The organism is Nocardia aegles, from assembly GCF_052545135.1.
This window is the reverse complement of record NZ_JBQWRI010000008.1, coordinates 182,690-208,680: the sequence shown is the minus strand read 5'-3', so window position 1 is coordinate 208,680 and position 25,991 is coordinate 182,690. Positions and strand designations below refer to the sequence as shown.

The window sequence follows — 25,991 nt, the reverse complement described above, 5'->3', positions numbered from 1 at the left end:
GCGACGGCCGGGACGAGGGCGGCGGGAGCGCGAATCGGTTGCCGTGCCGTCCCATCGACCGGCTACGCCCAATGCGTCGAACCGGGGTCGGCTGTGATCTCAACCTCCCTACAGTGTGGCACGACCGACCCGTTCCCGACAGCGTTCGGTAAGAGAACGTGACCCGCCGCTGGCGGGCCCGCAACCGGTACGAACCGACCGTTGACCGGGGATATAGCCGCTGACGTGGGGTTTCATCGGGCCGCGTCAGTAGTGCTCGGCGTGGACGTCCTCGGACGCGCTACGCCAGCGCCACGGCGCCACCAGCCATGTCGACAGGAACAACGCGACGGCGGCGATACCGGTCACGATGGCCGCGGCCGTACCGGTCACATAGTCGACCACGAGGATCACCGCGCCGATCAACGCCAGACCCAGCAGTGCGACGCCCGCCATCGCACACCGGTGCGCCGCCCACACGACATTGCCCAGCCGGTGCCTGCGGAACAGGATCCGATGCCAGGACACCGGCGCGATCAGGAACACCGTCGCCCCGAGCACGGCGGCCAGGGTGGCGATGTACAGCGCCCGCATGCCCGGTGCCAGCGTGCCGAACGAGGCCTGGAACGGCAGCATGAGCAGCGCCCCGAACAGGAATTGCACCCCTGTCTGCACCACACGCAACTCCTGGATCAGGCTCGCCCAGTTCCGGTCGAGTCGTTCGAGCTCGGTCTCGCCGCGCTCGCGTCGGGCCCAACCGTCGTCCTCACTTCCGGGCACGCGCTGCCTCCTGGCGATTGCGTTTCTTGATCGCCTCGACGAGTTCCTCCTTGGTCATCCGCGAGCGCCCGGTGACCTCCAGTCGCCGGGCGATGTTCAGCAGGTGTTGCTTCGATGCGTTGGCGTCGACGCCTTCGGCGGTCTCGCCACGCGCCTCCGGTCCGTGCTGTTCGGCGCGCTGGTCGGAGGGACCGCGGCGAGCCTTGGCCTCCCAGTGATCGCCGACTTTCTCGTAACTGTGCTTCAGCGCGGCATAGGCGACGCGGTGGGCGCGCTGTTCGTTACCGCCGTATTGCTCCAGCGCGGCGTCGTGCGCCTCGGCGAAGGTGCGCTGCGCCTTTTCCTCCGACCGCTTCAGCGTGCTCGGCAGCTCGGACTTCTTGACATCGCCGCGCGCTGTCGTCTTGGGCATGGGTCGCTCCTTCCCTGCTCACAAGGTTGGTCCGAAGTGGTCCGGAACCCGGTGACAGGCCGCGCCGAGCCCTCCGGATATCCGGACGCATACCCGGTAAAACGTCGATTAACCCGGTGTCCGCCGGGTACCACCGCTGCATGGCCGTTACCACCGATCAGCTGCTGCATGCGCTCACCCGCACAGTGAACGCGTTGGCCGCGACAGATATCCGATTCGCGGTGGCGGGCGGCTGCGCGGTCTACGCCCGTGGCGGCCCCGCTTCTCAGCACGATGTCGACATCTTCGTCAAACCAGCCGACAGCGGACGAGCGATCCACGCGCTGGCCCGCGCGGGCCTGCGGGTGAGCGACCCGCCGGAGAACTGGTTGCGCAAGGTCTACGCCGACGACATCCTGGTCGACGTCATCCACCGCCCGAACGATCGCGAGGTGACCGACGAACTGCTCGACCGGGCCACGGAGATGCGGATCGGGCCGGCCAAGGCCCCGGTGATCAGCGGCACCGACTTGATGGTGGACAAGATGCTCGTCTTCGACGCCCACCGCCTGGATCTCAGCCCGATCCTGCACATCGCGCGCGACCTGCGCGAACAGGTCGACTGGGAGGTGGTGCGCGAGCAGACCAAGTCCTCGCCCTACGCGCGCGCCTTCATGGGTCTGCTGGACGATCTCGGCATCACCCGCACCGGAAAGGTGGAGTAGATGGAACAGCCGCAATACCTGGTCGCCCGATTGCGACGGGCGCTGGCCGAGGATCCCCGCACCGCTGAACTCGGTGTGCAGGTGACCATTCGCGGCGACGTCGTGGTGCTGTGCGGCGAAGTCAGCAGCGAAAACTGCAAACAGCAGATGGAAACCGTCGTGCGCGAACAGCTTCCGCACGCGCGGGTCCACAACGACGTGCATGTCACCCGGCCCACCGCACCCGTCGAAACCGAGACGCTGGAACCGGACGGATCCGAAAGGAGTTGAGCGGCATGCGGATAGCCGCGGTCGGTGACGTACATCTCGGCGTGGATTCACGCGGGCAGTGGCGGCAGGCGCTGGACGGACTGTCCGCGCGCGCCGACGTGCTGCTGCTGGCGGGTGACCTGACGCGCCACGGCGCAGTCGACGAAGGCCGGGTCGTGGCGGAGGAGTTCGCCGGCCTGGGTGTGCCGGTCGTCGCCGTCCTCGGCAACCACGACTACCACGGCGACGCCCAACAGGAGATCAGCACCGTGCTGGCCGACCACGGCATCACGGTCCTGGAAGGCACCTCGGTGACGTTGAACGTCGACGGGAGCACGCTCGGGGTCGCGGGCGCCAAAGGCTTCGGCGGCGGCTTCGCGGGCAAGTGCGCGAGCGTCTTCGGTGAGCCCCTGATGCGTGAATTCGCCGCGCACACCGTGGATGTGGCCGCCGCGCTGGGCGACGCGCTGGCCGGTTTGCACACCGATGTCACCGTCGCGCTGACGCACTACTCCCCGATCAGCGACACCCTGCACGGGGAGCCGAGAGAGATCTATCCGTTCCTCGGCTCCTATCTGCTCGGCGAGGCGATCGACCAGCACGGCGCCGATCTGGCGTTGCACGGTCACGCGCACGCGGGCACCGAGCGCGGCACCACCCCGGGCGGCATTCGGGTGCGCAATGTCGCCCAGCCGGTGATCCGAGCGGCGTACGCGGTCTACGACATGCACCCGGCCGCGGTCTGAGTCACGCCGGACTCAGAAGTCGGTCGAGATCGCCTCCACCGTGCTGCCCGACTGAGTGTTCTCGACGGTAGTGGCGACGTCGGCCTGCGCGATGATGCCGACCAGCCGGCCTTGCTCCAGCACCGGCACGCGGCGCACCTGATGCTGCGACATCACCGACATCACCTTGCGTACGTCGTCATCGGCTTCGACGGTGACCAGTTCCTCACTGCCGAGTTCGCCCGCGTCGACGCCGAGCGGGTCCTTACGCTGGGCGATCACTTTCACGACGATGTCGCGATCGGTGAGAATTCCTTTCAGCTTGTCGTCCTCACCGCGGATGGGTAAGGCGCCGACATTCAACTCCGCCATACGCTGAGCGGCCGCGACCACCGTGTCGCTGGACCGGACGCATTCCACGTTCGGGGTCATGATGTCCCGTGCTGTTGTCATCGGGGTCCTCCTGGGACTGCTCGCGGGTACGAGCGGCCGAACAGGGCCGCTCGCTGACGAGCTACCCCCGTTTCGGATCCCCTAACGCGGGCATCCGACCGGTATGGCCGCCCGGCGTGGCCCGCTCGCGCCGCCGCGGGCACCGGGCCGCGCCCGAAATCGTTGCCGCTCAGCAGAAAGGACATCCGATGCTGCCAGCACCGAACGAGCCGACCGCAGGGTCAGGCGCCGGGGAGCAGCACGCACCTCGGACCCACGCGTTTCCCGACGACGCCCGCACCATTCGGACACACGCCGGAGAATCCATCGAGGACGCCCGTAACTGGCCGGGCATCATCCTGGTCGCGGTGGGCATCGTGGCCATGGCCCTGACGCTCACCGCCGCGGGGTACGGATTCGCGGGGTGGGCGGTGGTGGCGGGGGTCGTCAGCGGCGTCTGCGTCATCGCGGGCGTCTTGGTGATCGTCGCCGAACACCGCCGGATCAAGGCGCGGGAAGGCCGACGGCTGCGGGACGCCGCCGGTCACTGACCGAGCGCAGGCCCGTGCCGCCCGCCGCAGGCGCGGCGTCGAACTCCAGGAGAAAGAATGACAAACCAGCCCAAACATCCCTTGGGCCGCATCGCCGTCCTGGCCGCGCTGGCACTGTGCGCGGCAGGGTGCGGCGACGAACCGGAGAAGATCGTGAACAAGGGCGGTGACACGCCGTGTAACGAATACGTCGCCCAGGATCCCGGCAAGCAGCGCGTCACTACCGAGAAGTTCCTCGAGCAGGAGCGCGAGAGTAACGAGACGCCCGACGCCAGGACCGTCGACGCCGCGATCGCGGCGATCAAGCTGATGTGCGCGGCACAGGCCAACCCGGACACCCCGATTCGGAAGGCCGATCTCACCGGCATCTTCGTGCCGAAATAGATCAGCGGAACTCCTGCGGGTGCGGATCGGCGGGTTTCGCCCCGGACCGGGCGGGCATCTCCGGAAAGCAAGGACGGCTGTTCGATCTGGAATCTGTCACCGCCGCGGATCGGCATTCAGCGGCCGCGTGCGGGGATGAGCAGGAAGCCGCACGGGCGTTTCACCGCGTCGAGACCGGCTATCACGGGCATATGACGTCCCTATGGTTGCACGGCGCGCAGGTTCCCGCGCGGTTGCGGTTGACGCCGGGATCGCGCTTCGACACGGTGGTGATCGGCGGCGGGCTCACCGGACTGGTGACCGCCCTGCTGCTGGTCGAGCACGGCGTCGAGGTGGCCGTGGTCGAAGGCAGGCGCGTCGGTGCGGGCACCACCGGCGCCACCACCGGGAAAGTCAGCCTGCTACAGGGCACGCGTGCACAGCAGATCGCCCGGCATCATTCCGATGACGTGCTGCGCGACTACACAGCGGCCAATCGGGACGGGCAGGAGTGGCTGCTGCGGTTCTGCGCCGCGCACGGCGTGACCGTCGAGCGGGCCGCGGCGCTGACCTACGCGCAGAACGACGACGAAATGTCCGCCGTGCGCGCGGAATACGCCGCGACGCAGAAAGCGGGCCTGCCCACCGAACTGCTGCGCGAGGTGGACGCCTCCTTCCCGGTGCGCGGCGCGGTGCGCTTGGCGGATCAGGCCCAACTCGATCCGATGGCGCTGCTGGCCGCGCTCGCGGCCGACGTGGAATCGCACGGCGCGCCGATCTACGAATCCACCCTCGTGCGCGGCGTACACCACGGTGACGGCGGTGCTCTCGTCGTATCCACCGAGCACGGCGACCTCGGCGCACGCCGGGTGGTGCTGGCCACCGGGACACCGATCCTCGATCGCGGCGGATTCTTCGCCCGCCTCACTCCGCAACGCTCCTACCTGACGGCGTTTCGCCTGGACCGCCCCGCTCCGCGCGAAATGTACATCAGCGCGGGCAGCCCGACCCGCTCACTCCGTCGCGCGCAGGGACAAGACGGCGAGTTCCTGCTGGTCGGCGGCAACGGTCATGTCGTCGGCCGCGGCGGATCCACCCGGGAGAAAGTGGAGGATCTGCTGAACTGGGCGCAGACCTGGTTCCCGGGCGCCGAGCTGACCCACCGCTGGTCCGCTCAGGACTACTCCCCCATCGGGGAACTTCCCTATGTGGGTCCGGTGCTGCCGGGGCAGAACGACATTCAGCTGGCCACCGGTTACGCCAAGTGGGGTCTGACCAATGGCGTCGCCGCGGCGATCGCGCTGGCCGGACGGCTCACCGGCGCCTCGCCCCGATGGGCGGGCGCACTGGCGAGCTGGCGTCCGGACGAGCTCAAGGCACTGCCCGCGGCGACGAAGATCAACGGTGCCGTGGCGCAGAAACTCTCCGCGGGCTGGCTGCGGGTCGCGACCCACAGCGACGGCGCCGCCCCCGCCGAAGACCGCGGCACGGTCCTGCGCGAAGGCCTGCACCCGACAGCGGTGTGCACGGTGGACGGCGTCACCCACCGGGTCTCGGCGGTTTGCCCGCACCTGTATGGCATCGTCGGCTGGAACGATGCCGAACGCACCTGGGATTGTCCGCTGCACGGCTCGCGCTTCGCCGCCGACGGCACGCTGCTCGAGGGACCGGCCACCAGCTCGCTCACTCCCCTGCACGTACCACGCGGCACCCGGTGAGCGAGCCGGCGGGCGGCTCAGTCCGCCAGCGGCCTGGCATCGGCGAGGATACGATCGACCGTCTGCTCGACCGTCAGATCCGATGTGTCCAGCCAGAGTCCGATCCGGGGAGTATTCTCGCGCAGCACTCGGTCCAGCCCCGCGACGGTGAATTCGTCGTAGGCGTCTTTTCCGCGCCCGGCCTCTCGCGCCAGCACCACGTCGGGGCGCGGCGCGAGCACGATGACATAGAGCGGTCGCGTGACGATCAGATCCGCCGTCCAGGGCAGGAATTCGCCGAGGAAGACGTCTTGGAGGACGGCCGTGAATCCGGAATCGGCATAGGCGTCGGCCGTCGCCGCGGCCAGGCTGTGCCGTAGCCGCACCTGGGCCAGCGCCTCGGGCGAGGGGTCGGCGCTCATCTCCGCGCGTCCGTTCACGACGAACCGGCGGAAGGCGTCCCCGCGCACGTGCGCCGAGTGCGGCAGCCGCTCGGCCAGTGCCTGCGCGACGGTGGATTTGCCCGCGGCCTGGATGCCGGTGATCAGATAGACAGCCGATGCCATGACGACGATCATGGCGGGTCTCGGCCCGGACGGCCGAGGCGGCCCGCCACGCTCAGTTCGCGGGAGTTGCCGCCTTCTGCTCGGCATAGCGGTTCATCGCCCAGTTCAATCCGCGCATCGCCGCGTTGTACGCGGGCGGGAAATACCGCTGTGCCGCATGAACAGCGCCATGCCCCGCTGCACCGCTTCGGCCGTGCGATCCACGCCCGCGATGTCCACGCTGTCGACCATAGTCGACGACCATACGCAGCCATGAACACCGCTGTCTATGGAACTGCCGAACGGCTCTCCCACGGCACGGGCGCGAGTGCGACAGTGATGTTGTCGCTGCCGCCGCAACGCAACGCGAACTCCGCCAGTGCGCGGGCGGCCTCCGCGGGCGACTTCCCCGCCACGTGCTCGGCCAGCGCGGACGCGGACGGCGAGTAATTCCACAGTCCGTCTGAGCACAGCAGCAGCACGCCGGGCCCCGAGACGCGCACCGTCCGTACGCAATTGTCCGCCCACGGCTCGGGTGGGCTGTCCGCGCCGAGCCAGCGGATCAGCGTGTGCGCCCGGCGATCGGCCATCGCCGCGCGCTCGTCCATCGCGCCCGCGTCGACCAGTGCCTGCGCCCACGAGTCGTCGACGCTCAAGCGCTGAGCGGGCTCATCGCCCGGTCGTCCGCTGTGCGTCGAAGGCAGCCAATAGGCACGGCTGTCACCGACATTGGCCACGGTGATCTCGGTGTCCGCCCCATGGTGGGCGACGATGGCGGACACGTACGTGCACGAAGGCGCCGGACCATCGGAAACGTCCACGTCGCGGACCGCCTGCACCGCGGCCGACAACCCAGCCATGATCGCCTCGGTCGCACGCTGTCCGGTGGCGAGCGCGGCGGCAGTCGCGCCGACACCGGCCCGAACCGCGGCACCGGAGGCGGCCTGTGGCCGCGACGAGGTGGATACTCCGTCGCTGACCGCGATCACGACGGCGGTGTCCACCTCCGAACCCGCGCCTTCCAGCACCCCGGCCGCGACGGCGTCTTCGTTGCGCGCATGGACGATACCGCGATCGGTGAGCACCACGACCGCGCCGAGATCGGCGTCCAGGCGATCCGCTGCCGACCGCGACCGGCCACACCGCGCGCAGCGCCCGTCGGCGTGGAAGTGGTCACCTCCGCAATCGACGCACGACGTCGCGTCGGGCCCCGGCAGCGCTACATACCGATAACCGAGTTCCCGCCCGCAGGACGCGCACCGCGGGCCGTCGAGTCCGACAGCCGAGCATCCGGCGCAGCGTAGGTCGGCACCTTCATCGTTCATCGGACCGCTCCCCTGCCGACCGTGCCGTGGCGCGCAGACGCGGCATACTCCGGAAGTCGTTGGCCCAACCGTAACCACAACGGCATGTTGCTGGTGCGAACTTCCACACCCTCCTCCTTCTTCTCCCCGGCAGGCCGACCCCGATCGCGATAGTACGGGAGCGTTGCGGCCCTCGATCCCGGTACCGGATCGAGCAGCGCCCTGCCCGGCAGCACGATAGCCGACGGTCTGCCCGTGCCCGGGGACACGGCATACCGCGCCGGGGTCCGCACGACGACAGCCGCATCGGCGGCTCGCCGGAATACTGTCCCGGCGGCCGGACCGCTTACCGTCACCGAACCGGTAGCGGTATCCGGGACCGCGATCAATCCCGCACCGTGATACCGATGGAACGCGCGAAGGCGGGCGCGAGATCCATCAACTGCGGACTGGTGATCGTCGCGCCGCGCAGACTGTCGAGCCCGTCGGTGATATCGAGCGCCGTCGCGCCGCGCAGGTCCACCTTCGCCGTGCGAGCGTTGCGCAACGAGACCCGGACCAGCGCCGAGCCGGGCACCGTGATCTCGGTCAGGGCGGCCTCGGCGAAGTCACAATCACGCAGCACACAGTCGACGAAGGACACCTCGCGCAACTGCGCACGACGAAAGTTGACCGAGTCGAACTTGCAGCCTTCGAAGCGCACCCGCCGCAGGTTCGCCCCCGCGAAGTCGACGCCGGACATCGCGCCCGCCACCACCTCGCTGTCGAGCCATGCCGTGTCGGCCAATTCGGTGCCGACCCAGCGGAGGTGGCGCAGCCACACATCGGTGAACCGGCTGTAGCGCAGCGTCCCGCGGGTGAAGGTGGTCGAGGTGAACGCCGACTCGTTGAAGCGCGCGTGCGGTACATCTATGTCGTCCAGCGCACCGCCGTCCACCCGGACGCAGTCGTAGTCGCCTTCCGCTTCGAGGTCACCGTCCAAGGCGGTGAGGTATCGCGCGTACAGCAGGTCGTCGAGTTCGCGCGCCATGCACTCCTCCAGTTCGTCACGAAGACCGGTCGGCGCCGAGTATTCCGGTGCGCCACGACAGAGTTCGGCCGCGACTCGATTGGCGAAGTGATCCGCCGCGTGTCCGGTCGCACGCCCGGCCGGTTCCTCGCCAAGGAGATCGCGGGTTCACTCGATATCGATTTCTTCATCGGCCTGCCGCCGTCCGAGCGGACCCGGGTCAGCCGCTTGGTGTTCGCACCAGTCCCCGACTCGACGCGCTCGGCGGCGTGCACCGACGTTCCGCGCCGGCCGCGGTGGCCAGGTGAGCCGCCGCATGCGTCGCGGCCGAGCGAACGGTCGGCATACGTCGACGAGCCGGCGAGGCGGTCGGCGATCCGCGCGGTCGCCGCCGAGAACCACGCGCATCCGCGCCGTGGCGGATCAGGACCAATCGGCTGCACCCGCACCGCGGGCGTCCTCGCGCGCCGGGCCGCCGACGAATCCAGCCGCGCCGACCATCGCGACACCGTGGATCATCGCGACGCCACCGGCCAGTTCAGCTCGGTGCGCAATTCCGCGGGGTCCATGTCCGGAGTGGGCCGGATCAGGTAGACCTCCCAACGCAACGGACCCGCGGTGAGTCCCTGCCCGTCGATCCAGGACCGGAGCCGCTCCCACGCGGCGGCCAATCCCTCGAACCCACCGGCGTGCACGATCCTGGCCACGCGGCCGGCGGGCAGGCATCCGGTTCTGACATCGCGCTCCGGGCGCAGGCTCCGATCGACCGCGAAGCCCACCTCTAGCTCCAGCGCGGCATCGGAGTCCGTCCGATACACGCAGAACGCCGGCCCCTCGATCGTCGCGCCTTGACCGGCGACGACCTCCGGCAGGATCCGGAACGACCGGTCGAAGAAGTCCCGCAATCCCGCGGCCGCGACCCGATCGCGGACCACCGCCGTGGTCACCTCCGGGACATCGAGCAATTCGGGATCGGCCGTCGAGGCCGCAGCAAGGTCGTCGGTCATGATTCTCCTTCCGCAATTTCGGGATACTCCATCACCAAGGACGCCGCGGCCGCCGGAAAATCATCGGCGCCGCTCTGCGCTCGATCTCATGGGTCACCGCCCGCTCGCGCGCTACCGGCCGGACACTCCGCGATCCGGTTCCGCCGGGTCGTCCGGTCGGCTCTCCCGCCCGTCACGACGGTCACCCTGCCGTGGTGCGGCCGCGCCGGCCGGGTGTCCACCGCGACCTCGAGGCGTGCGCTGAGCCCGTAGTTTCCGCTTCGCGTCTCCGCCGCCGTCATCGAGGGTAGATGACCCGAATCCACGTACCATCTGTCGCCGTTCGCGACCCTACCGACCATGGATCGCGCACCACCGAATTCGCTGCGATTCGCAGGAAAACGGCTCATGGCATGCCGCAGGGAGCCGACTCCGCCGCCACCACCCACGCCGCGAGATCGCCTCGCGCAGTGTCACATCCACCGACACCCCGCATTCACATCCGGGCAGGTCGGAGCGTGGTCGGCAAATCGACCGCGTCACACCGTCTTCCGTTGACGCGGACCGTCGCCCTGAGTTGACCGGAGCGTACACCCGGCCACCGGCGGGATAACTCTGAGTGAACGGCTCGTACGACGCGACCGTCCGCCGTATCCTGAATCCGTTGGGAAAGAGGGGTGATGACCGCACGACATATGTCATCGCCACCTACCTCGACCGTTCCGTCTCCCCCGCCATGACTGCGAAGCTCTGGCGAAACCCTTTCTCCCGCAGCAGTTTCCACGATCACCGTGATGTCCGTCACTTTCGACGTCGTAGTTCGAGCCCAGTGACGACAGTCAGGCGGAAACATCTCCTGCGGGCATTTTGGCAATCCATCAGCAACCACACCTGCAAGCCCTCCTCGGTTGCCAAATAGCCGATTACTATTGATCTTTGGCTATCAATCGCTACACTTGAATCGTGCACCGTTATTCAAGCTAATTGGCGGCAACCTCGGTACGGGTGCGTCGAAGACCGCGGCCGGCCAGGATTCCTTCCGTCACTGAAACGGCGCACGATCCCGTTTGTCGGCAGTTCCAGGGAGTTCGCTATGGACAATCCGCATGTTCTGGTAATCGGCGGCGGCCCAGCCGGGTCGACCACCGCAGCCCTGCTCGCGAAATCGGGGGTTCGGGTGACCCTCCTGGAACGAGATAAGTTCCCGCGCTATCACATCGGCGAGAGCCTGCTGGCGTCGGTCCTGTCGACCCTGCGTGTCTCCGGCGCCTACGACGCGGTGGCCGCACACGGCTTCCAGATCAAACGAGGCGGTCACTTCCAGTGGCAGGACGACAACTGGCTGCTGGACTGGTCCAAACTCGTGGACGCCGAAGCCTGGTCCTGGCAGGTCGAGCGCGACGTCTTCGACGAACTGCTGCTGCGCAACGCCGCAGAACAGGGTGCGCACGTGATCGAACAGGCCACGGTCACCAACGTCCTGTTCGACGGCGACCGGCCCACGGCCGTGGAGTGGACCGTCAAAGGTGACGACCGAGTCCACACCACCGAGATCGACTTTCTCGTCGACGCCTCCGGCCGCGCGGGCGTGCTGGCCAAGCACCAGGTCATCGACCGCCAGCAGCATCCCGCCTTCCGCAATGTCGCCGTCTGGTCGTATTGGGAAGGCGCACAACTGCATCCGGACAGCCCGGAGGGCGCGATCAACGTGGTGTCCACGCCCGAAGGCGGCTGGTTCTGGAACATCCCGCTCTCGAACGGCCGACACAGCGTCGGCTATGTCGTCTCGGCGCGCCGAGCCGCTCCGAAACTTCGCGAACTCGGCCGAGAAGCGTACTACTCGCAGACCATCGCCGACAACACGGCGATGAGCAAGCTACTCGTCGGTGCCCGACAGGTCGCCGAAGTCAAGGCGGAGCAGGACTACTCCTACACCTCGGATCGGTTCAGCGGTCCCGGCTGGGTCGTCGTCGGCGACGCGGCCTGCTTCCTCGATCCACTGCTGTCCAGCGGCGTGCATCTGGCGACGTACTCCGGCCTGGTCGCCGCGGCTGCGATCGCGACGATGCTGCGCGGCGAGCTGAGCGAATCCGACGCGCTGGGCTTCTACGAGCACGCCTATCGCCGGGCCTACACGCGATTCCTGGTCCTGGTGTCGCGGATGTACGAGCAGTACGTGGGTTCGCAGGAATACTTCGCGCACGCCGGCACCCTGACCACCGGGCACAGCGGCGACACGAAGCAGGCTCAGTTCACCGAGATCATGGCGGGCCTGACCGACATGGACGAGTCCTCGGGCGCCCAGCAGCGCGCCGCGACCGAGACCATCATGTCCGCGGCCGAAGGTCTGCACGCGGACTCGGCGAATCTCGAATACATGGGCCACCTCGACATGTCCGTCGTGTGGGACCACTGGCGTGATCCGTTGGCGGACACCACCACCAGCGAGCTGCGCATCACGACCGAACCCGTGCTCGGCCTGACCGCTCGGCCGCGCACCGAAGCGGAGATCGCCGCCGTGGCCCGTCCCGTTCTTCCACCGACGGCTGCCACCACGCTGTAGCTCCGGTCTCGGCACGGATTCCTCGTGACAGGCACTGCACGGAGCCGGTCGTGACGATCACGCACACCGGCCCCGAACCACCGGGTGATTGCCCGCCCGGTGGTTCGGGTTTCCGAAACCACGACGATATCGGGCGATTCGCCCACCCCCTCACCAGGATGCTGCTGGCGAGTGATGGATTCACCACGCCCGCTCTGGCGGCGATACTGCGCACCGATCTGCACGTGCGGGTCCTGCGCCAGGACGACATCGCCGCCGGCAGGCTGCCGAACACGGTCACCGACGCTTTGGGCGTTTCCGATTCCGATCGCGTGATCGTCCGCCGCTCCTGCCTGGTCAACGCCGACTTGGTCACCGCATCCGTCAACTATGTCGTCGCGGTGCGTGCGGGCGCGGCCGCTTCCGGCATGGACGATGTGCGGGTGCCGATCGGGACCGGCCTCATCTCCCGTGGCGTAGCCCAACGGCGGCATCTCTTGCGGACCGGCGTGGTGCGCTGGCCGGACGGTCGCCTGTGCGCGGCGCGGGCATACGTCATGACGCTCGGAGATCAGCCCCTCTGCTATATCCGGGAAGCGTTCAATCCCGACGTCATCCCGCCCGACTACGCCGCCACTGCCGACGACGATCCGTCCTGGGCCGACGAACCACACCCTGCGCAGCCGGGATCGTCCGCGGTGGCGAACCAACTGTTCGGAGCGCACGAAATCCTCGACAGCGAACAGTCGGGCGCGGCGTCCGCACCGCTGCCCATCCACACGCGACGTCCGCGGCCCGAACCCGGACTCGTCCAACCCGGCGAATGCGAACAACTGACAGCGAATCTGGCGAAAGCAGCACGAGGAGAAGGCTTCGTGCTGCACCTCGGTGGCCACGACAACACCACCGGTGGAGTCGAAACCAGGACGGTCGCCGCGCGCCGGGCGCTGTCGTTTGCCGTCGCCGCGGTCATGACGCATGGGCTGGGCGCCGAGACCGTCACCATCGAACGAGCGGCCCGGCGCTACCACCGAGACCTGCGCGCTGCCGCGTCGCTCGACGAGTGGCCCGCTGATCGCCTGCCGATCGCGCTGTGCCTGGACATCCTGCGCCGCGCCGCGGACCGGTCGCGCGACCCGGCGCGACGTGACCTGCTCCGCGCGGTGAGCGGGCTGCTACCCGCCACCGCGATCGCACCGCCGGGCGCCGGCGAACCGCACAACTGGCTGCCGCTGCTACGCATCTCACGTGAGCCGGCCGCACCGCGCGCCGCGGCGACACCGACCGGCCAGCGACCCGACGGACGATGGTGGGATCGTTCGGCCCATCTGCTGTGGCTCGGCGATCGAACCCCCGCGCGCCTGATCCGAGTCGCCACCGAGGTCGGTAACCCCGTCGCGGTAGCACTCGGCCCCGCGACAACCCCCGGCGATATCGAGTTCCTCTGTCGCACACTGAATCCGCGAAAGCAGCCGGGGCGGCTCACGCTCATCCCCCAACTCGGTGGCGCCCGCACCCTCGACACGCTTCCGGACCTGTTCGCCGCGGCCGCCGAGACACCGATCTGCTGGGTGTGCGATCCGATGCCGTCCACGCGGATGCCACCCGGTGGCAGCGACCTTCGTATCGACGCTGTCGTCGACGTGATTCGCGCGTTCTTCCGCACGTGCCGGGCGACGGGCACCGTTCCCGGCGGACTGCATCTCGAATGCGGTCCCGATGCCTTCGCCGGCTCACGAGGTGCACACGAGGCGGACGAGCATCCCGCGGAACGCCGAATGGGTCACGATTCGGGCCTCGATCCCGTGGAGACCCTTCACTGTGTCATCGCCGCGCTCGAACTCCGGGCCCGCTGGTCGCCGCGGTGACGAACTCCCGGCCCGGCGCCGACTGCCCGGCGCGGGGAGCACTGTCGAGTAGCCATGTATGGTGTCCGCGCGCGCGATGATGGAGTGGAGCCGATGATCACCGAGAGGATCGACGGATGTACCGCCTGAGGCGCTGCCTGATCGCGGTGGTCGTGCTGGTGGGAGCCACCGGGTGCGGGACCACCGGGCACGAACCGCCACCCCGCGGGGAGATCGTGTCGACCACGCCCCTACTGAGTCTGCCGCCCGAGCAGACCGCGGCGCTATTGACGAGCGGCGGAATTCTCACTCCGGTCCGCAACGGCGTCGACGCCTTCCGCATCGAATACCGGACGATCACCCCGCGCGGCGCGCCGACCACCGCCAGCGGGCTGGTGGCGCTGCCGCGCACGGACTCCCGGCGGCTGCGGGTGGTCAGCTACGAGCACGGGACCATGACGCTGAAGAGCGATGCGCCATCGGTCGACACCCGCAACCTCCCCGATCGGCTGCGTACGGTGGCCTTCGCCGCCGCGGGCTACGCGGCGACCGCGCCGGACTACTTGGGCCTCGGGAACGGCCCGGGGACGCATCCCTACACCCATGCCCCCTCGGAGGTCAGCGCTTCGGCCGACCTATTGCGCGCCGCCGGTTCCCTCGCGGCCCAGCAGCGTCGAGAGCTCGACCCGGATGTGCTGGTAACCGGCTTCTCCCAGGGCGGTCACGCCGCGATGGCGCTGGGCAAGGCGCTGGCCGCCGGCGCGATCCCTGGCTTCGGGGTCGCCGCCGTGGCCCCGATCAGCGGACCTTACGACCTACAGCACGTCCAGGCGCCCGCCGCACTGGACGGACAGGTTCTACCGGGCGCGGCCGTGCTCTTCTTCTCCTACTGGATCACTTCCATGAACCGGATCCACCATCTCTACGACGATCCGACCGAGGCCTTCCAACAGCCCTACGCCGACAAGGTCGAAGAACTCTTCGACGGCTTCCACAGCGAGATCACCATCGTGACCTCGCTGGCGCCGACCCCCGGGCAACTGCTGACCCCACACTTCCGTCAGTCGGCCGCCGAGCCGACCGGCGCCGCCGCGGCGGCGATCGCCGAGAGCGACGGCACTTGCGACTGGACACCGCGAGTGCCCGTCCACCTCTACGCTTCCCAGAACGACAGCGCCGTACCGTATCCGAATGCCGAGCATTGCCTGCGCGCCCTGGGCGGCAACGCCACGCTGCGCGACTTGGCCGGCCTGGACCACGCCGCAACGGCCCGGGTGGCCGTCCCCGAGATTCTCGGCTGGTTCCAGCAGCAGTTCCCGCCGGGCTGACCGGGCCGCCGTTCACGTCGGTGCGGCGGTCGGGCAGATCACGCCGACTGGGTCTGCGCGACGGGTGCGTCGATCCCGTCCCTGATGATCCGGATATCGAGGTTCGCGATCCGGCCCGAAGCGTCGAATTCGACTTCGCCCGCGAGACCGGCGCCGTCGAATTCCAGCAACCGATGGTCGTCGAGGAATTCCGTGATCAGCCCCCGCCGGGTCAGGTAGCTGTACACGGCACGCCGGTGATCCGTCAGTGGCAGCCCGCCGAAGCCGTGGGTGAGCACGCGAGCGAGGCCGGAAGGGGTGGGCGCGGGCAACTCGAAGGCCGGATGATCGACGAGGAACGCGACGCAGGCGCCATCGATGACACCGCAGTAGGAGTTCCAGCGCCCACAGACGATCTTCGCGGCGTCCGCCATCAACGCGGCAACCTGATAGGGCTCCGGCGCCGCACCCCCGATGGCCACGGGTAGCTCGGCCGAACACAATTCGGCGATCCGATAGCGAAATCCGAACTCGCGCACCGTCTCCGCGGCGCGCAACAGCGCCGACGGGTAGCCCCAGGGATTGACCCATCCCCACAGCCACGTATCGGCATCCGCCGTTCCGAGCAGGTGCACGTCGGTGCACACGAAGGAGCCTCGCTCGCCGAGGAATTCGAGCCGACGTCCGTCCAGGTCGGCCTCCAGCACGTGTACGCCGAGCACACCCTCGAGGTGGAGTCGGTGTTCGAGCGACAGCAAGCCCGCGTCATCGAGAAGTCTCGTCAGTGGCACGGATTGGGACACCACGCCAGCGTAATCAACGCGCAGCCACCGCTCCGCGTCCGGACCGGCTGTCGTGCCGTGCTCAACCCGCAGCGGCCGGGCGTCCCGGCAGCGGGTGCGGCAGGAAACCGGACCGGCTCCGGACCACGGACTTCACACCGGGCGGTCGTGCAACTCGGCCATCGTCGCCTCGACTCGATCGAGTTCGCGCTCGACGATACTCCGGCGCGCCGACGGCAACCAGAAGAGCACGCGGTCGACTCCCGCCGCCGCATAGGCTTCGAGAACCTCGAGATCGTCGACGGGTGCGCCCATCACGACGACGTCGATCGGGCGATCGGCCCGCTCGCGCAACTCGGTGATCCGCTCGATGATCCCGGGACCGTGATTGGGCATCCACGCGTCGCCGTACTCGAGCACACGATCCAGTACCGTCGGCCCGCCGCCGCCGACGAGGATCGGCGGGTGCGGCCGCTGGATCGGTTTGGGATCGCTCCAGATCCGGTCGAAGGAGACGAATTCGCCGTCGAACGAGGCCTCGTGCTGCGTCCAGATCGCCTTCATCGCCCGGACGTACTCGCCCATGCGCTTCATCCGGGTCCGTGGATCGGTGCCGTGATTCGCCATCTCTTCACGGTTCCAGCCGGCGCCGATACCGAAGTCGAATCGCCCGCCGGACAGATGATCGAGCGACGCGACTTCCTTGGCGGTGATGATCGGATCGCGCTGGGCCACGAGCGCGATACCGGTCCCGACCCGCAGCGCTTTCGTGGCGCTCAACGCGTAGGCGCTCGCCACGAAGGGATCGTAGGTGTGCGCGTATTTTCGCGGCAGCGGCGGCGCGCCCTCGTCGCCGCGCCAGGGCGTCTCCCGCGCCGCCGGGATATGCGTGTGCTCGGCCCACATCAGCCATCGATGGCCGCGCTCCTCGACCGTTCGAGCGAGCTCCGCGGGCCCGAGGCCGTCATGGGTCGGGAAGTAGGCTACGCCGGCATCCATTTGCTCGAAGTTACCTGCCGCACCCGTGGTCGACAACGCGCCGCCCCGTGACACACCGCCTCGAACTCGCCGCGCGGCATGCCACCTGGAACCGGTCGGGTCGCCGGTACGAACGCTTTCCGCTGTCGACGGCTTCCGCTGCCGGAGCGGACGAACCGTGGGTTCGGTGCCGCGTCGCCAACGGTAGACGTGCGAAGTTCCGCCGCGGCTGCGGCGCGTAACTGCCGATCATCCGGGGATGACGTACTGCACGTGAACCGAATCGGGCGAGTGGAAGATTTCCTTTGCGGTGATGGACAATTCGACGTGACCCGGGCCGGAGGGGATGGTGGTGGAGTTGTACCACGAACCCACCAGTTCGATCGTGGTGGTTCCGCGCGCGCCGGTGTCGATGTTGCGCCAGGAGACGTAGGCGGTGGTCGCGCAGCTGCCGATGCCCTCGAAGGCGCTGGTGAGGTGGAGTCCCTGGGAGGAGTCCTGGTCCACGTTCCCGCGAATCGTGCCGTAGCACAGGCCCGCTTCCGTCGCTGTGGTGTAAAGGACCGGCAGGTCGACCGCTTCGGCCGAGGCGGGATCCCCCGGTTCGACACACCATCACGATACTGCCGGGCAGGCGGTTGCGGGTGATGTGGCTGCGGCAACCGGCTACGAGCGCGCCCACGACACGTGCCGGCCCGCTCCGCGCGGTAACGATTCCGCGGGTTCTACACTGACCCCGCTCGGTGAGTGACGTTCTAAGCTGGAATCGGACGGCTTATGCCCTGGCAGTAGGGAGCGGATGAACATCGCCAAAGCGCCTCGGCCGGAATACCGGCGGGCCTGCTTCGCCGATCTCGAAGACATCGCGGCCATCGAAGCCGAGGTGTTCGCCGAGCCGTACCTGTATCTGATGCTGCGCCAGCTGTTCGACCTGCACGGATCCGAATGGCTGGTCGTGGAGGTGGACGGGACGGTGATCGGTTACGCGCTGACCCTGGAGAAGAAGGGCCGGGCCTTGCTGTTCACCTTCGCGGTGGCCAAGAGCCACCAGGGCGGAGGGTACGGGCGCGGCCTGCTGAGTCGCACACTGCAGACATGCCGGACGGTGGGAGCCGAAGTGGTGTACCTGACCGTCCGGCCGGACAATCAGCACGCGAGCAATCTGTTCAAACGCGCGGGCTTCGAGTTCGTCGAGCACGACGACCGGTATTTCGGTCCCGGCGAGCCCCGCGACGTTTTCGAATACCGGTTGAGAGGGCGACCGCTAGACTCGTGACATGGGGGAGATCTCGCCCTTCGTCGCATCGGTCTCGACCCGGATCACAAGGCGCGCGGACGAATACACCGCCGCACTCGATCGGGGTGAGCGTTCCGAGCAGACCGAGCTGGAGCAGTTCGCCGCGCACGCCGAGGCCATCCTGGCCGACTACGACCCGCCCAGCGCGCGGCGGCATTCCGATTCCCTGGTGTTCCGGCACCTGTACGCCGCGGCACGGCAACCGGCGCCCGACGAAGCCGGCTGGCGGGTGCCGAGCGCGATCCCGGCGGCGCTACTGGCCGCGGAGATCGAATTCCGCGGTCCGCTGCGGCTGAGCGGTCGGCAGAACATCATGCTGGCCGAGGAGTACGAGCAGTTGGGCGCCCAGCTCTCGGCGGCGCGACTGCCCGGTCACGCGGCCCTCGCCTACCGCAGGGGCGCCGCGCTGTACCGGATGAACGAGGACGACGAAGCGCAGGACCGCTGCGGCCTGCGCTTGGCGCGGGCACGCACTCTCGCGCTGCCGCCGGGCTGGCGGCGATGGACCGGACAACTGTCGTATGTGCTGTGCGGCTATGGGTACCGGCCGTTCTGGCTGCTCGGCTGGATGGCCGTGCAGCTGGCGCTGTTCACCCTCGCAGCTGTGGTCCTGAATGGCGATCCCTCGCCCGCGGCCACCATCTATGCCTGCGTGACCGGCTTCATCAATCCATTGGGTCCCGGCGACACCGAGGATCTGCGCCCGATCGCCCGTCCGCTGTTCGCCGCGGAAGCGTGGATGGGCACGGTGTCGATGTCGGTGTTCTTCGCATTGCTGGTGCGCAAGTGGTTCCGGATGTAGCGGGTAGCGATACCTACCATTTGGCGTCGAAAGCCTTGTGCCGCAGCGCGTCCAATGTGGCGACGGCGATGCGGTTCTGCAGCCGTGCGACGAGCGCGTTCCACTGGCGGGACAAGCCGGGATCCGTCTGCAGCTTCTGCCACAGCGTCCGCATCGGCGCCGGTGTGTGCGCTCCCGGCATCCACAGTCCCGTGAGATCCTCCAGAACCGGGGCGAGAATGTCGGTGCGTTCGCGACTGTGCGAGGGGAAACGGTCGGCCTCGGCCAGCGCGTCGGTGACGACGGTCAGCAACCAGTCGTGCGCGGCCAGATCCTCGCAGAACCGCTGCGCCGCATCCAGATCCGCCTCGTCGCGCACGATCATCCGGACCGTGCGGAGGGTGGCGTCGTCCAGGTGCAGCTTGGCCGTCGGGCCTGCGCCGCCCCCGATCCAGGCGACCCAGCGCAGCCGGGTGGCGCCCGCACGGACCGGCGGCTTCTGATCCAGCCTGGTGTCGGCGCGCAGGCGAGCCAGCAGCCGTTCGCTGATCGAGGCAAGGTCCAGTGTCTCGGCTGCAACTGGACCGGCGAGATAGCCTTCGGCCAAAGCCTCGGCGCTGCCGTTTCTTTCGGGCATGCGACTGATGACCTCGGTCACGCCCTTGCGGCTCAGATAGTGCGACCAGGTCTGTCTGCGCCGGCTTGCGGCGCGCACTACCTGAGTGCGCGCGCTGGACTGCAGTACGCGGCCGCCGGACAGGACCGCGTTGGTCGCCACGGTCCCGACGATGTGGGCGGTCTGCTCGCCCACGGCCAGATCGCAATCGACGCCGACCGCGGTGGTCGGTGATACCGCCAGCGTGCCCGGACGCTCCCGCCAGCGCACCGTGCAACCGGGCATGAGCGCCAGCAAATCGCAGGCCTCCGGTCCGGTTAGCGCTGTCGCCGACGGCAGCAAGCAGGTGCGGACTTCACCGAGCACGGCCAGCGGCCTGGTCGAGGCCATGTCAGGCCCCATCGAGCAGCAGGTGCGAGAGCCGTTCGCTGACCGAACGCGGCACCGCTACCGGCGGCAGCTCCTCGCCACCACGGGCGATGATCTGCTCGACCACGTCGTCGTCGAGATCGAGGTGGTCGAGGACCAGTCGCACGGCATGCTCGATCGCGATATATCGCTTGGGCAGCATCGACAGCGTCTTGTAGGCGGCGAACGGCGCGGCGGACGGATTGAGCTGCACCACCGGCGGAATGTCGTGCCAGCGGCGCGGCATGAGATCGTCACGGCGCCAAGGCTGCGGATCCACCACCGCGGCACCGTGGTAGCGCAGCATGCCCAGCCGCAGTAGATGCCAGACGGCGGCCAGGAACGGGCACGACCAGCGAATCACCGTCACGCCGTCGACAACGTGCTTGCTCCACAGTTCCACGTCGAGGAAAATCGAATGCTCCCGGCGGCCGAACTCCTCCGGCGGCTGATAGATCCGTTGCCGCATGGCCTGTCCGCGTTCGTCCTCGGAGGACCGGCGTCCGTTGCACAGCCAGCCCGACTCCGCGGTCGGCGGCCTGCGGCCGGTGCTCGGTGGCGCCGGCTCGGCGACGATGCGCGCGGCCACCATCTCTGCCACGGGAATCGGCTCACCGAACGCCACGCCGTCGACGAACCTCGAGGCCCGCCAGCAGGCGGACTCCCGGGCCAGGTAGTCGATGACCAATCCGGCTTCATCCGCGGCGCCCAGCAGCTTGGTGAGGATGGCGGAGGGATCGGTGTCGGGCTGGAAGTAGTCGTCGATCAGGTAGCACGTGCTGACCCGGGCGTTCGGGCCGAACTGCACCTTGGCCGACTCGGTGAAGGCCGACACCAGCGGGACGATGCGGCGGAACTCCGCGCCGACCCGTTCGATGTCGGAGGTGATGTCGTTGAGATAGAAATGCCCGACCTCGATCGACAAGTGCGACAACGGGACGGGATCGATTCGCGGCTGTTCGGTGGCCTCGCTGTAGCCCTGTGTATCCCGCATCTACAGCCTCTCCCAGGTCGCATTGTCGACCAGTCGTCGAGCGAGCTCGGCGTAGGCCTGCGCGGTCTGCTCGTTGGCGATCTGGGCGTTGACGTCGGCATCGAGAATGAGCTGTTCGCGCCGCTGCAGCACCGGCTCGATCGGGGTGGAGCCCAGCACTGCCGTCGTGCCGAGCCGTTTGGCGGTGGCCAGCCGCCGCAGCGCGGAGTCCTGCTCTTGCAGCCAGGCCGCCTGCGCCGGACGCTGGGCGACACCGTCCCAGTTGGCGTCGGGCACCGCGGTGCGCACGTAACGCACCGACCCGAGCAGCTCTTCCGGGTCGTGGCCGTACTCGGCTCCGGTCTTCAGCAGTCCGTGCGAGCCGTACACCAGACCGGCGGCGGCCAGGATGTGCTGGCGCGTCCAGCGGTGGAAGATCAACCACCGGGTGGTCAGCCCGCTCAGTTGCGGCCGGGCGGTCGCCTGCAACACGATCTGCAGCGCCGCGGAACGGCCCGCGCTCAGATCCACCACCACGACGCGGAATTCGTGATCCAGCGCGACCAGCAGTTCCGCGCACCGCTGCACCACCGCGTCGTCGTCGGTGAGGAATTCCGCGCCGCCCTCGTCCCCGGGCAGCAACACCAGCCGGCCCGAGTTGGGACCGATCCGGCGCAGTTCCGGCCGATCGGTCGCCGCGCCCACGTCGACGCGCGCGACGGTTCCGCTCTCGCCGAGCAGGTAGGAATGCACGCCACTGCTCGGCACGCCGCGTTCGGCCGCGCCGATCTCGAACAGCGCACCGGCCGTCGGTGAGCCGAGGTCGAAGTCGGCGTAGACGACGTCGAAGCCGGAACGGCACAGCCGGTAGGCGATGTTGCAACTGGTCACCGACCGTCCGGTGCCGCCCTTGTCGGAGGTGGAGAACACCAGCACGACGCCGCCCTACCTGGTCGCGTCCCGGCGGGCGTACGCCAGTTCGTCGAGCTGGACCAAGGCCTGGGTGGCCAGGCTGTAGGCGGTGCCGGGACGTTCGCGCAGCACGCGGCGGGCCCGGTCGAGCGACTGCCGGATCCGGTTGATCGCCGCCTGTTTCGGCGAGAGATCCTGGCCTTCGACCTCCAGCTCCTCTTGATTGAGCAGGTGCTCGGCCTCGCTGAGCAGGTCCACCGCGCGGGCGACCATCGCCTGCGGAGCCAGCGGCGGTTGCTCGAACGTGCTGTAGGCGATGACCAGGCACTCCATCATCCGCTCCGTGACGAACCAGGACGGTCCTTCCGCCCGTGGGTCGCCCGCGCCGACCAGCCGGCCGATGTCGTCCCACAGACCGACCACCGAGCCGTCCCGGAGTACCCGCTGGTCGAGGTGATCCATCGCCGCCTCGGCGAGCGCCATCAACCGGTCGCGGGTGTCCACGTCGGTGCGCAGGCGCGCGGCGTCCAGGCAGCGTTTGAGCAGCAGGGTCGCGAAATCCGGCACATACCAGACCAATTGGGCTCCGTCGGCGATATCCTCACTGCCTGCCAGGGTCAGTCGCACACCCGGATAGTGCAGCGGCGCGGCCGGATCATCGACGGTGAACCGGCTGGTGATGCGCCCGCGACGGGCCAACTGGTCGAGCACCGACACCGTGCGCGCCAGATCCTCGGTGCTCTCCCGGTAGACCAGGTCCTGGATGAGCACCGCGGCGACCACGAGACTGAAGTACTCCGATTCCTCGCCGTCGGAGGTGCGCCACGGGATGTCCTCCAGCGGCCAGCGGCCACTGTCGAAGCGTGCGACTCTCGACCAATAGTTGCGGGTCAGCTCGAAGCGCAACTGCAACGCGTCGGCGAGGGTGCGCTGCTCGTCGGTCAGCAGATCGAGTTCCCGGATGCGCTGCGACGACAGGTCGCTGATGCCGTCCAGGGCGACGGCCGTGAAGTACAGGTAGGGACGGGATTCCGCGTGCCCGGGCATATTGCTGACCCGGCCGGGCACGATACCGATAGGTTCGGCGCTGCGCACGATACCCCAGCTCCATCCGCACTCGAACAGTCGCCCGTCATCGGCGATATCGATCTCGGTGGTCTGGCTGAGCCTGACCTCGTTGGCCGCCTGCACCCGGAGGCGTTCCAGCTGTGTCGACAGCCGTCCGATGATCTCGTCGGACGGCGCGCGGGACTGATTGAGCATGTAGACGATCGACTGCCCGAATGCGGTCTTCGGCTCCGGTGTGTGGATGACGAAACTGCGAACCAGGCCCGCCATCGCCGCGGTGAGCCGCGCGCTGACCTGCTCGATCACCACGGGGATCCGCTCGCGCAGCTGGCGTGCCTCCAGCCGGACCTCGCCGCTGACGAACCGCATGAATCCGCGCAGGAACCGTAGTGCCGCGATGCACAGGCTCAACGACATCGAGTACGAGTCGACGACCTCCACCGCCTGTTGTCCCGGGGTGAGCGGGCTGTCGTCGCCGGAGCGCAAGTAGGAGCCGCTGGCGAAGATCGGCTCGCCGTCGGGTCCGGTATAGCGGCGCAGATAATCCTCCACCAAGGCGACCAGGACACCGCCGATGCGGGTCTCCTCGCCGAACGGGGCGAGTGCGGAGCGAACGTCGGGACTCATGTCGTTCGGCTGGTCCAGCGCGAACGCTTCGATCTCGGTGGCCGGATACAGCAGGCAGAGCAGTTGTTCGGCGTCGCTGATGGAGTTGGCGCCGTCGCGTCCGCCCCACTTCCATGTTCCGTTCCGATAGGAACAGGCGAGCACCGCTCGCCACAGCTCGAGCAGCTGCTGCCTCGGCCGAATCCTCATCTGCTCTCGGACCTCGCCCCCGCGTTCGACCGGCGGCGCCGGACGTCGTTACTTAGAGTGTGCCCGCGAATGTTCACTTAGCCAAGCACTCTGCGCTGAACCGCCGGTTGCTGCGAGATCTCCTGCGATGCACACAGTTCCGCGCGTTCGAGGCGAACCGTCCTGCGGCCGGGAGGCTGCGGGACCTAGATCGGCGCACGCCCCATCGGCTCGATGGGACCGGCCGTGACATCCACGCTATCTTCGCGCGTCCGACAGGCTATTCCACGGCTATTGTTCGGCAACGCGGCCTCAGCTCCGGCTCGTGGTGCGGCCGATGATCACCGCACGGAAGTCCGCGGTCAGGACGGGACATCGTCTCGGCGCGGAATCCACGGTGGCCGGCACCGCCCGCTCCCAGTGCAGATTCGGCAGCCGCTTGGTGCTCTCGATCGCTCGGCGCGGCAGATATTCGGACGCTCTGCCCGATCCTACCGTTGTGGTGTCGTCCGATGGTCAATGCTTCGCGGCGTCAGATACTTCCGCAGGCGGTGCCCGTCGCGGTATCGGAGTTCGCGAACCGGACGACTATGTGAGACGGACATCCGCGGTGGCGAGACCGAAAATTTTTCGTCCGGCGGATTTGGCGACGATGACGACGACGGCTGTCCTGGTGTCGGGGTCTACCGACTTGATGCGCCCGGTGAACTCGACACTTCCGGCGCAGGCGGCTTCCACGATGGTGTAGTTCGACAACCGCACCGCGTACCTGGTCAGCGCGCCCGGGTCACCGAGCCACTCGGTGACAAAGCCTGCCCCTAAGCCCATCGTGAGCATGCCGTGCGCTATCACATCAGGAAGACCGGCGAGCGCGGCGAGGTCGTCGTGCCAGTGGATCGGGTTCGCATCACCGGCGACGCCGGCGTAGTTCACCAGGTCGCCCCGCGTGAGCTGTGCGATCCGGCCAGGAAGCTCGTCACCGACCGTGATGTCCTCGAATCGGATTCCGGCGCGCGGCGCTCGCATCGAGGCGATCGTGGACTGGCGCGCACCGGTCTCCGAAGCCGGATACGTCGCAGTCCGCCTCTCCGCCGCCGCGGTCGCGCGGTCCGCGGTCGCGGTTCGGGACGGCACGTCGATGCCGTGCATGACGACGCGCTCCATCGCGTCGCTGATGCCTGCGTCGACCTCCCCGCCGGTGATGCCGACGACGGTCGTGTGCATGATCTGCACAACCTGCCCCGCCTGGTCGGTGAAAGTGTTCGTGACGGTGAGCAGATCCTTGCCCGCTATCCGGCGAACCGAAGCGAGTTCGACATCGCTTACCAGCCGGTCACCGGCCACCACCGGCCGGTGCAATTCGAAGACCTGGTCGGTCTGCACGAATACGTCGTAGCCGGTGATGACACTTTCGAAAAGCTTACGGTTGGCCAGCATCGCAGCGATCGAGATGAACGTGGTGGGCGCGACCAGACCCGCGTACCCGAGCTCGTCGGCGGCGTCCTCGCTCCAGTGCACGGGGTGGAAGTCCTGCACAGCTCGCGCGTACTCGCGGATCTTCTCTCGGCCCACCTCGTAATAGTCATCCGCGCGATAGTGATGCCCCACCTGCTCGGCCACATCGAATGTCGCTTCCACCAAGCCGCTCCTCGCTTCAGATTCTTTACGGTCTCGTCATCGGAATCCGCAGGACCCGATCCACACGTCGACACCACTCTCTTACACGACGCAGTGCCCCGTCGCAGGGAACAACGATCGTTCGTCGACACCGTGGCTTCCGGGAAGTGGATCGATCCAAGGTGTTAGGCGCACAGTTTCGGCTCGCAATGGCGTGCGGTGTGATCGTGCGGGGACATCCACGGCAGAGGTCTCGGGGACGCTGCTCGCAGTCGCTCGGCCGACGGACCCACGGCTGGGCGAGAGAGCCAGGTGTCCGCGACCACCATCCG

Annotated in this window: 27 protein-coding genes; 11 read left to right on the top strand and 16 right to left on the bottom strand. The window is 68.3% G+C overall.

The annotated features are described in order from the left end of the window. Nucleotides 1-246: 246 nt before the first annotated feature. Nucleotides 247-759, bottom strand: coding sequence for a DUF6328 family protein (locus ACT89H_RS22285; RefSeq protein WP_445110576.1), 513 nt, complete (start codon nt 757-759; stop codon nt 247-249). Further along, complete coding sequence (locus ACT89H_RS22280; RefSeq protein WP_445110575.1) at nt 746-1,171, bottom strand: ChaB family protein; 426 nt, start codon at nt 1,169-1,171, stop codon at nt 746-748. Before ACT89H_RS22280 ends, ACT89H_RS22285 begins: the two co-directional genes overlap by 14 nt. 140 nt (nt 1,172-1,311) lie before the next feature. Between ACT89H_RS22280 and ACT89H_RS22275 the strand changes: the two genes are divergently transcribed. Genes ACT89H_RS22275 through ACT89H_RS22265 form a run of 3 tightly spaced genes read left to right on the top strand, consistent with a single transcriptional unit; the run spans nt 1,312 to nt 2,870 of the window. Beyond that, nucleotides 1,312-1,875 (top strand): nucleotidyltransferase, encoded by a 564-nt coding sequence (locus ACT89H_RS22275; RefSeq protein WP_445110574.1) that lies wholly within the window; start codon nt 1,312-1,314, stop codon nt 1,873-1,875. Further along, the gene (locus tag ACT89H_RS22270; protein ID WP_445110573.1) at nt 1,876-2,145 is read left to right on the top strand and encodes a BON domain-containing protein; all 270 of its coding nucleotides are present in this window, start codon (nt 1,876-1,878) and stop codon (nt 2,143-2,145) included. It abuts the gene before it with no gap. Between the two features lie 5 nt (nt 2,146-2,150). Further along, a complete protein-coding gene (locus ACT89H_RS22265) occupies nt 2,151-2,870 on the top strand; it encodes a metallophosphoesterase family protein (protein WP_445110572.1) in 720 nt (239 codons plus the stop codon). A 12-nt stretch (nt 2,871-2,882) separates the two neighbouring features. Here ACT89H_RS22265 and ACT89H_RS22260 read toward each other — a convergent pair whose 3' ends face one another. After that, on the bottom strand, nt 2,883-3,302 hold the full coding sequence (locus tag ACT89H_RS22260) for a CBS domain-containing protein (RefSeq protein WP_445110571.1): 420 nt from the start codon (nt 3,300-3,302) through the stop codon (nt 2,883-2,885). A gap of 188 nt (nt 3,303-3,490) precedes the next feature. On the opposite strand from ACT89H_RS22260, the gene ACT89H_RS22255 reads away from it, so the two are divergent. The 3 genes from ACT89H_RS22255 (at nt 3,491) to ACT89H_RS22245 (ending at nt 5,913) form a co-directional block, all read left to right on the top strand. After that, nucleotides 3,491-3,832: a hypothetical protein gene (locus ACT89H_RS22255; protein WP_445110570.1), complete on the top strand. Its 342-nt coding sequence runs from the start codon at nt 3,491-3,493 to the stop codon at nt 3,830-3,832. Between the two features lie 57 nt (nt 3,833-3,889). After that, nucleotides 3,890-4,216: a hypothetical protein gene (locus ACT89H_RS22250; RefSeq protein ID WP_445110569.1), complete on the top strand. Its 327-nt coding sequence runs from the start codon at nt 3,890-3,892 to the stop codon at nt 4,214-4,216. A gap of 191 nt (nt 4,217-4,407) precedes the next feature. After that, nucleotides 4,408-5,913, top strand: a complete 1,506-nt coding sequence (locus tag ACT89H_RS22245) for an FAD-dependent oxidoreductase (RefSeq protein ID WP_445110568.1) — start codon at nt 4,408-4,410, stop codon at nt 5,911-5,913. A gap of 17 nt (nt 5,914-5,930) precedes the next feature. Here the strand turns inward: ACT89H_RS22245 and ACT89H_RS22240 are convergent, their stop codons facing one another. The 5 genes from ACT89H_RS22240 to ACT89H_RS22220 form a co-directional block, all read right to left on the bottom strand. Then, nucleotides 5,931-6,458, bottom strand: a complete 528-nt coding sequence (locus ACT89H_RS22240) for an AAA family ATPase (protein ID WP_445110567.1) — start codon at nt 6,456-6,458, stop codon at nt 5,931-5,933. A gap of 105 nt (nt 6,459-6,563) precedes the next feature. After that, nucleotides 6,564-6,689, bottom strand: a complete 126-nt coding sequence (locus ACT89H_RS22235) for a hypothetical protein (protein WP_445110566.1) — start codon at nt 6,687-6,689, stop codon at nt 6,564-6,566. Nucleotides 6,690-6,724: 35 nt separating this feature from the next. Then, nucleotides 6,725-7,762 (bottom strand): PP2C family protein-serine/threonine phosphatase, encoded by a 1,038-nt coding sequence (locus ACT89H_RS22230; RefSeq protein WP_445110565.1) that lies wholly within the window; start codon nt 7,760-7,762, stop codon nt 6,725-6,727. A gap of 364 nt (nt 7,763-8,126) precedes the next feature. Beyond that, on the bottom strand, nt 8,127-8,771 hold the full coding sequence (locus ACT89H_RS22225) for a pentapeptide repeat-containing protein (RefSeq protein ID WP_445110564.1): 645 nt from the start codon (nt 8,769-8,771) through the stop codon (nt 8,127-8,129). A gap of 494 nt (nt 8,772-9,265) precedes the next feature. Beyond that, on the bottom strand, nt 9,266-9,757 hold the full coding sequence (locus ACT89H_RS22220; protein WP_445110563.1) for a GyrI-like domain-containing protein: 492 nt from the start codon (nt 9,755-9,757) through the stop codon (nt 9,266-9,268). 1,072 nt (nt 9,758-10,829) lie between these two features. Here ACT89H_RS22220 and ACT89H_RS22215 point away from each other — a divergent pair. From ACT89H_RS22215 to ACT89H_RS22205, 3 genes are all read left to right on the top strand, one after another. Then, nucleotides 10,830-12,299 carry an NAD(P)/FAD-dependent oxidoreductase gene (locus tag ACT89H_RS22215; RefSeq protein ID WP_445110562.1) on the top strand — a complete coding sequence of 490 codons (1,470 nt, stop codon included), beginning with the start codon at nt 10,830-10,832 and terminating at the stop codon, nt 12,297-12,299. 50 nt (nt 12,300-12,349) lie between these two features. After that, nucleotides 12,350-14,146: a 3-deoxy-7-phosphoheptulonate synthase gene (locus ACT89H_RS22210; RefSeq protein ID WP_445110561.1), complete on the top strand. Its 1,797-nt coding sequence runs from the start codon at nt 12,350-12,352 to the stop codon at nt 14,144-14,146. Between the two features lie 116 nt (nt 14,147-14,262). Then, on the top strand, nt 14,263-15,453 hold the full coding sequence (locus ACT89H_RS22205) for a lipase family protein (RefSeq protein WP_445110560.1): 1,191 nt from the start codon (nt 14,263-14,265) through the stop codon (nt 15,451-15,453). Nucleotides 15,454-15,491: 38 nt separating this feature from the next. Here the strand turns inward: ACT89H_RS22205 and ACT89H_RS22200 are convergent, their stop codons facing one another. The 3 genes from ACT89H_RS22200 to ACT89H_RS22190 form a co-directional block, all read right to left on the bottom strand. Continuing rightward, nucleotides 15,492-16,235, bottom strand: a complete 744-nt coding sequence (locus tag ACT89H_RS22200; protein ID WP_445110559.1) for a DUF6882 domain-containing protein — start codon at nt 16,233-16,235, stop codon at nt 15,492-15,494. A 132-nt stretch (nt 16,236-16,367) separates the two neighbouring features. Then, on the bottom strand, nt 16,368-17,213 hold the full coding sequence (locus ACT89H_RS22195; RefSeq protein WP_445110558.1) for an LLM class F420-dependent oxidoreductase: 846 nt from the start codon (nt 17,211-17,213) through the stop codon (nt 16,368-16,370). 228 nt (nt 17,214-17,441) lie between these two features. Then, nucleotides 17,442-17,699, bottom strand: coding sequence for a hypothetical protein (locus ACT89H_RS22190; RefSeq protein WP_445110557.1), 258 nt, complete (start codon nt 17,697-17,699; stop codon nt 17,442-17,444). Nucleotides 17,700-17,991: 292 nt separating this feature from the next. Here ACT89H_RS22190 and ACT89H_RS22185 point away from each other — a divergent pair, with 292 nt between their 5' ends. After that, complete coding sequence (locus tag ACT89H_RS22185) at nt 17,992-18,468, top strand: GNAT family N-acetyltransferase (protein ID WP_445110556.1); 477 nt, start codon at nt 17,992-17,994, stop codon at nt 18,466-18,468. Nucleotide 18,469: 1 nt separating this feature from the next. Continuing rightward, a complete protein-coding gene (locus ACT89H_RS22180) occupies nt 18,470-19,291 on the top strand; it encodes a hypothetical protein (protein ID WP_445110555.1) in 822 nt (273 codons plus the stop codon). 13 nt (nt 19,292-19,304) lie between these two features. Here ACT89H_RS22180 and ACT89H_RS22175 read toward each other — a convergent pair whose 3' ends face one another. The 5 genes from ACT89H_RS22175 to ACT89H_RS22155 form a co-directional block, all read right to left on the bottom strand. Next, nucleotides 19,305-20,276 carry an SCO2521 family protein gene (locus ACT89H_RS22175; protein ID WP_445110554.1) on the bottom strand — a complete coding sequence of 324 codons (972 nt, stop codon included), beginning with the start codon at nt 20,274-20,276 and terminating at the stop codon, nt 19,305-19,307. Nucleotide 20,277: 1 nt separating this feature from the next. Next, nucleotides 20,278-21,288, bottom strand: a complete 1,011-nt coding sequence (locus ACT89H_RS22170; protein ID WP_445110553.1) for an SCO2522 family protein — start codon at nt 21,286-21,288, stop codon at nt 20,278-20,280. Then, nucleotides 21,289-22,203 (bottom strand): SCO2523 family variant P-loop protein, encoded by a 915-nt coding sequence (locus ACT89H_RS22165; protein WP_445110552.1) that lies wholly within the window; start codon nt 22,201-22,203, stop codon nt 21,289-21,291. Between the two features lie 9 nt (nt 22,204-22,212). Beyond that, nucleotides 22,213-24,063 (bottom strand): SCO2524 family protein, encoded by a 1,851-nt coding sequence (locus ACT89H_RS22160; protein ID WP_445110551.1) that lies wholly within the window; start codon nt 24,061-24,063, stop codon nt 22,213-22,215. A 567-nt stretch (nt 24,064-24,630) separates the two neighbouring features. Beyond that, nucleotides 24,631-25,683, bottom strand: a complete 1,053-nt coding sequence (locus ACT89H_RS22155) for a fused (3R)-hydroxyacyl-ACP dehydratase subunits HadA/HadB (protein WP_445110550.1) — start codon at nt 25,681-25,683, stop codon at nt 24,631-24,633. Nucleotides 25,684-25,991 lie beyond the last annotated feature (308 nt).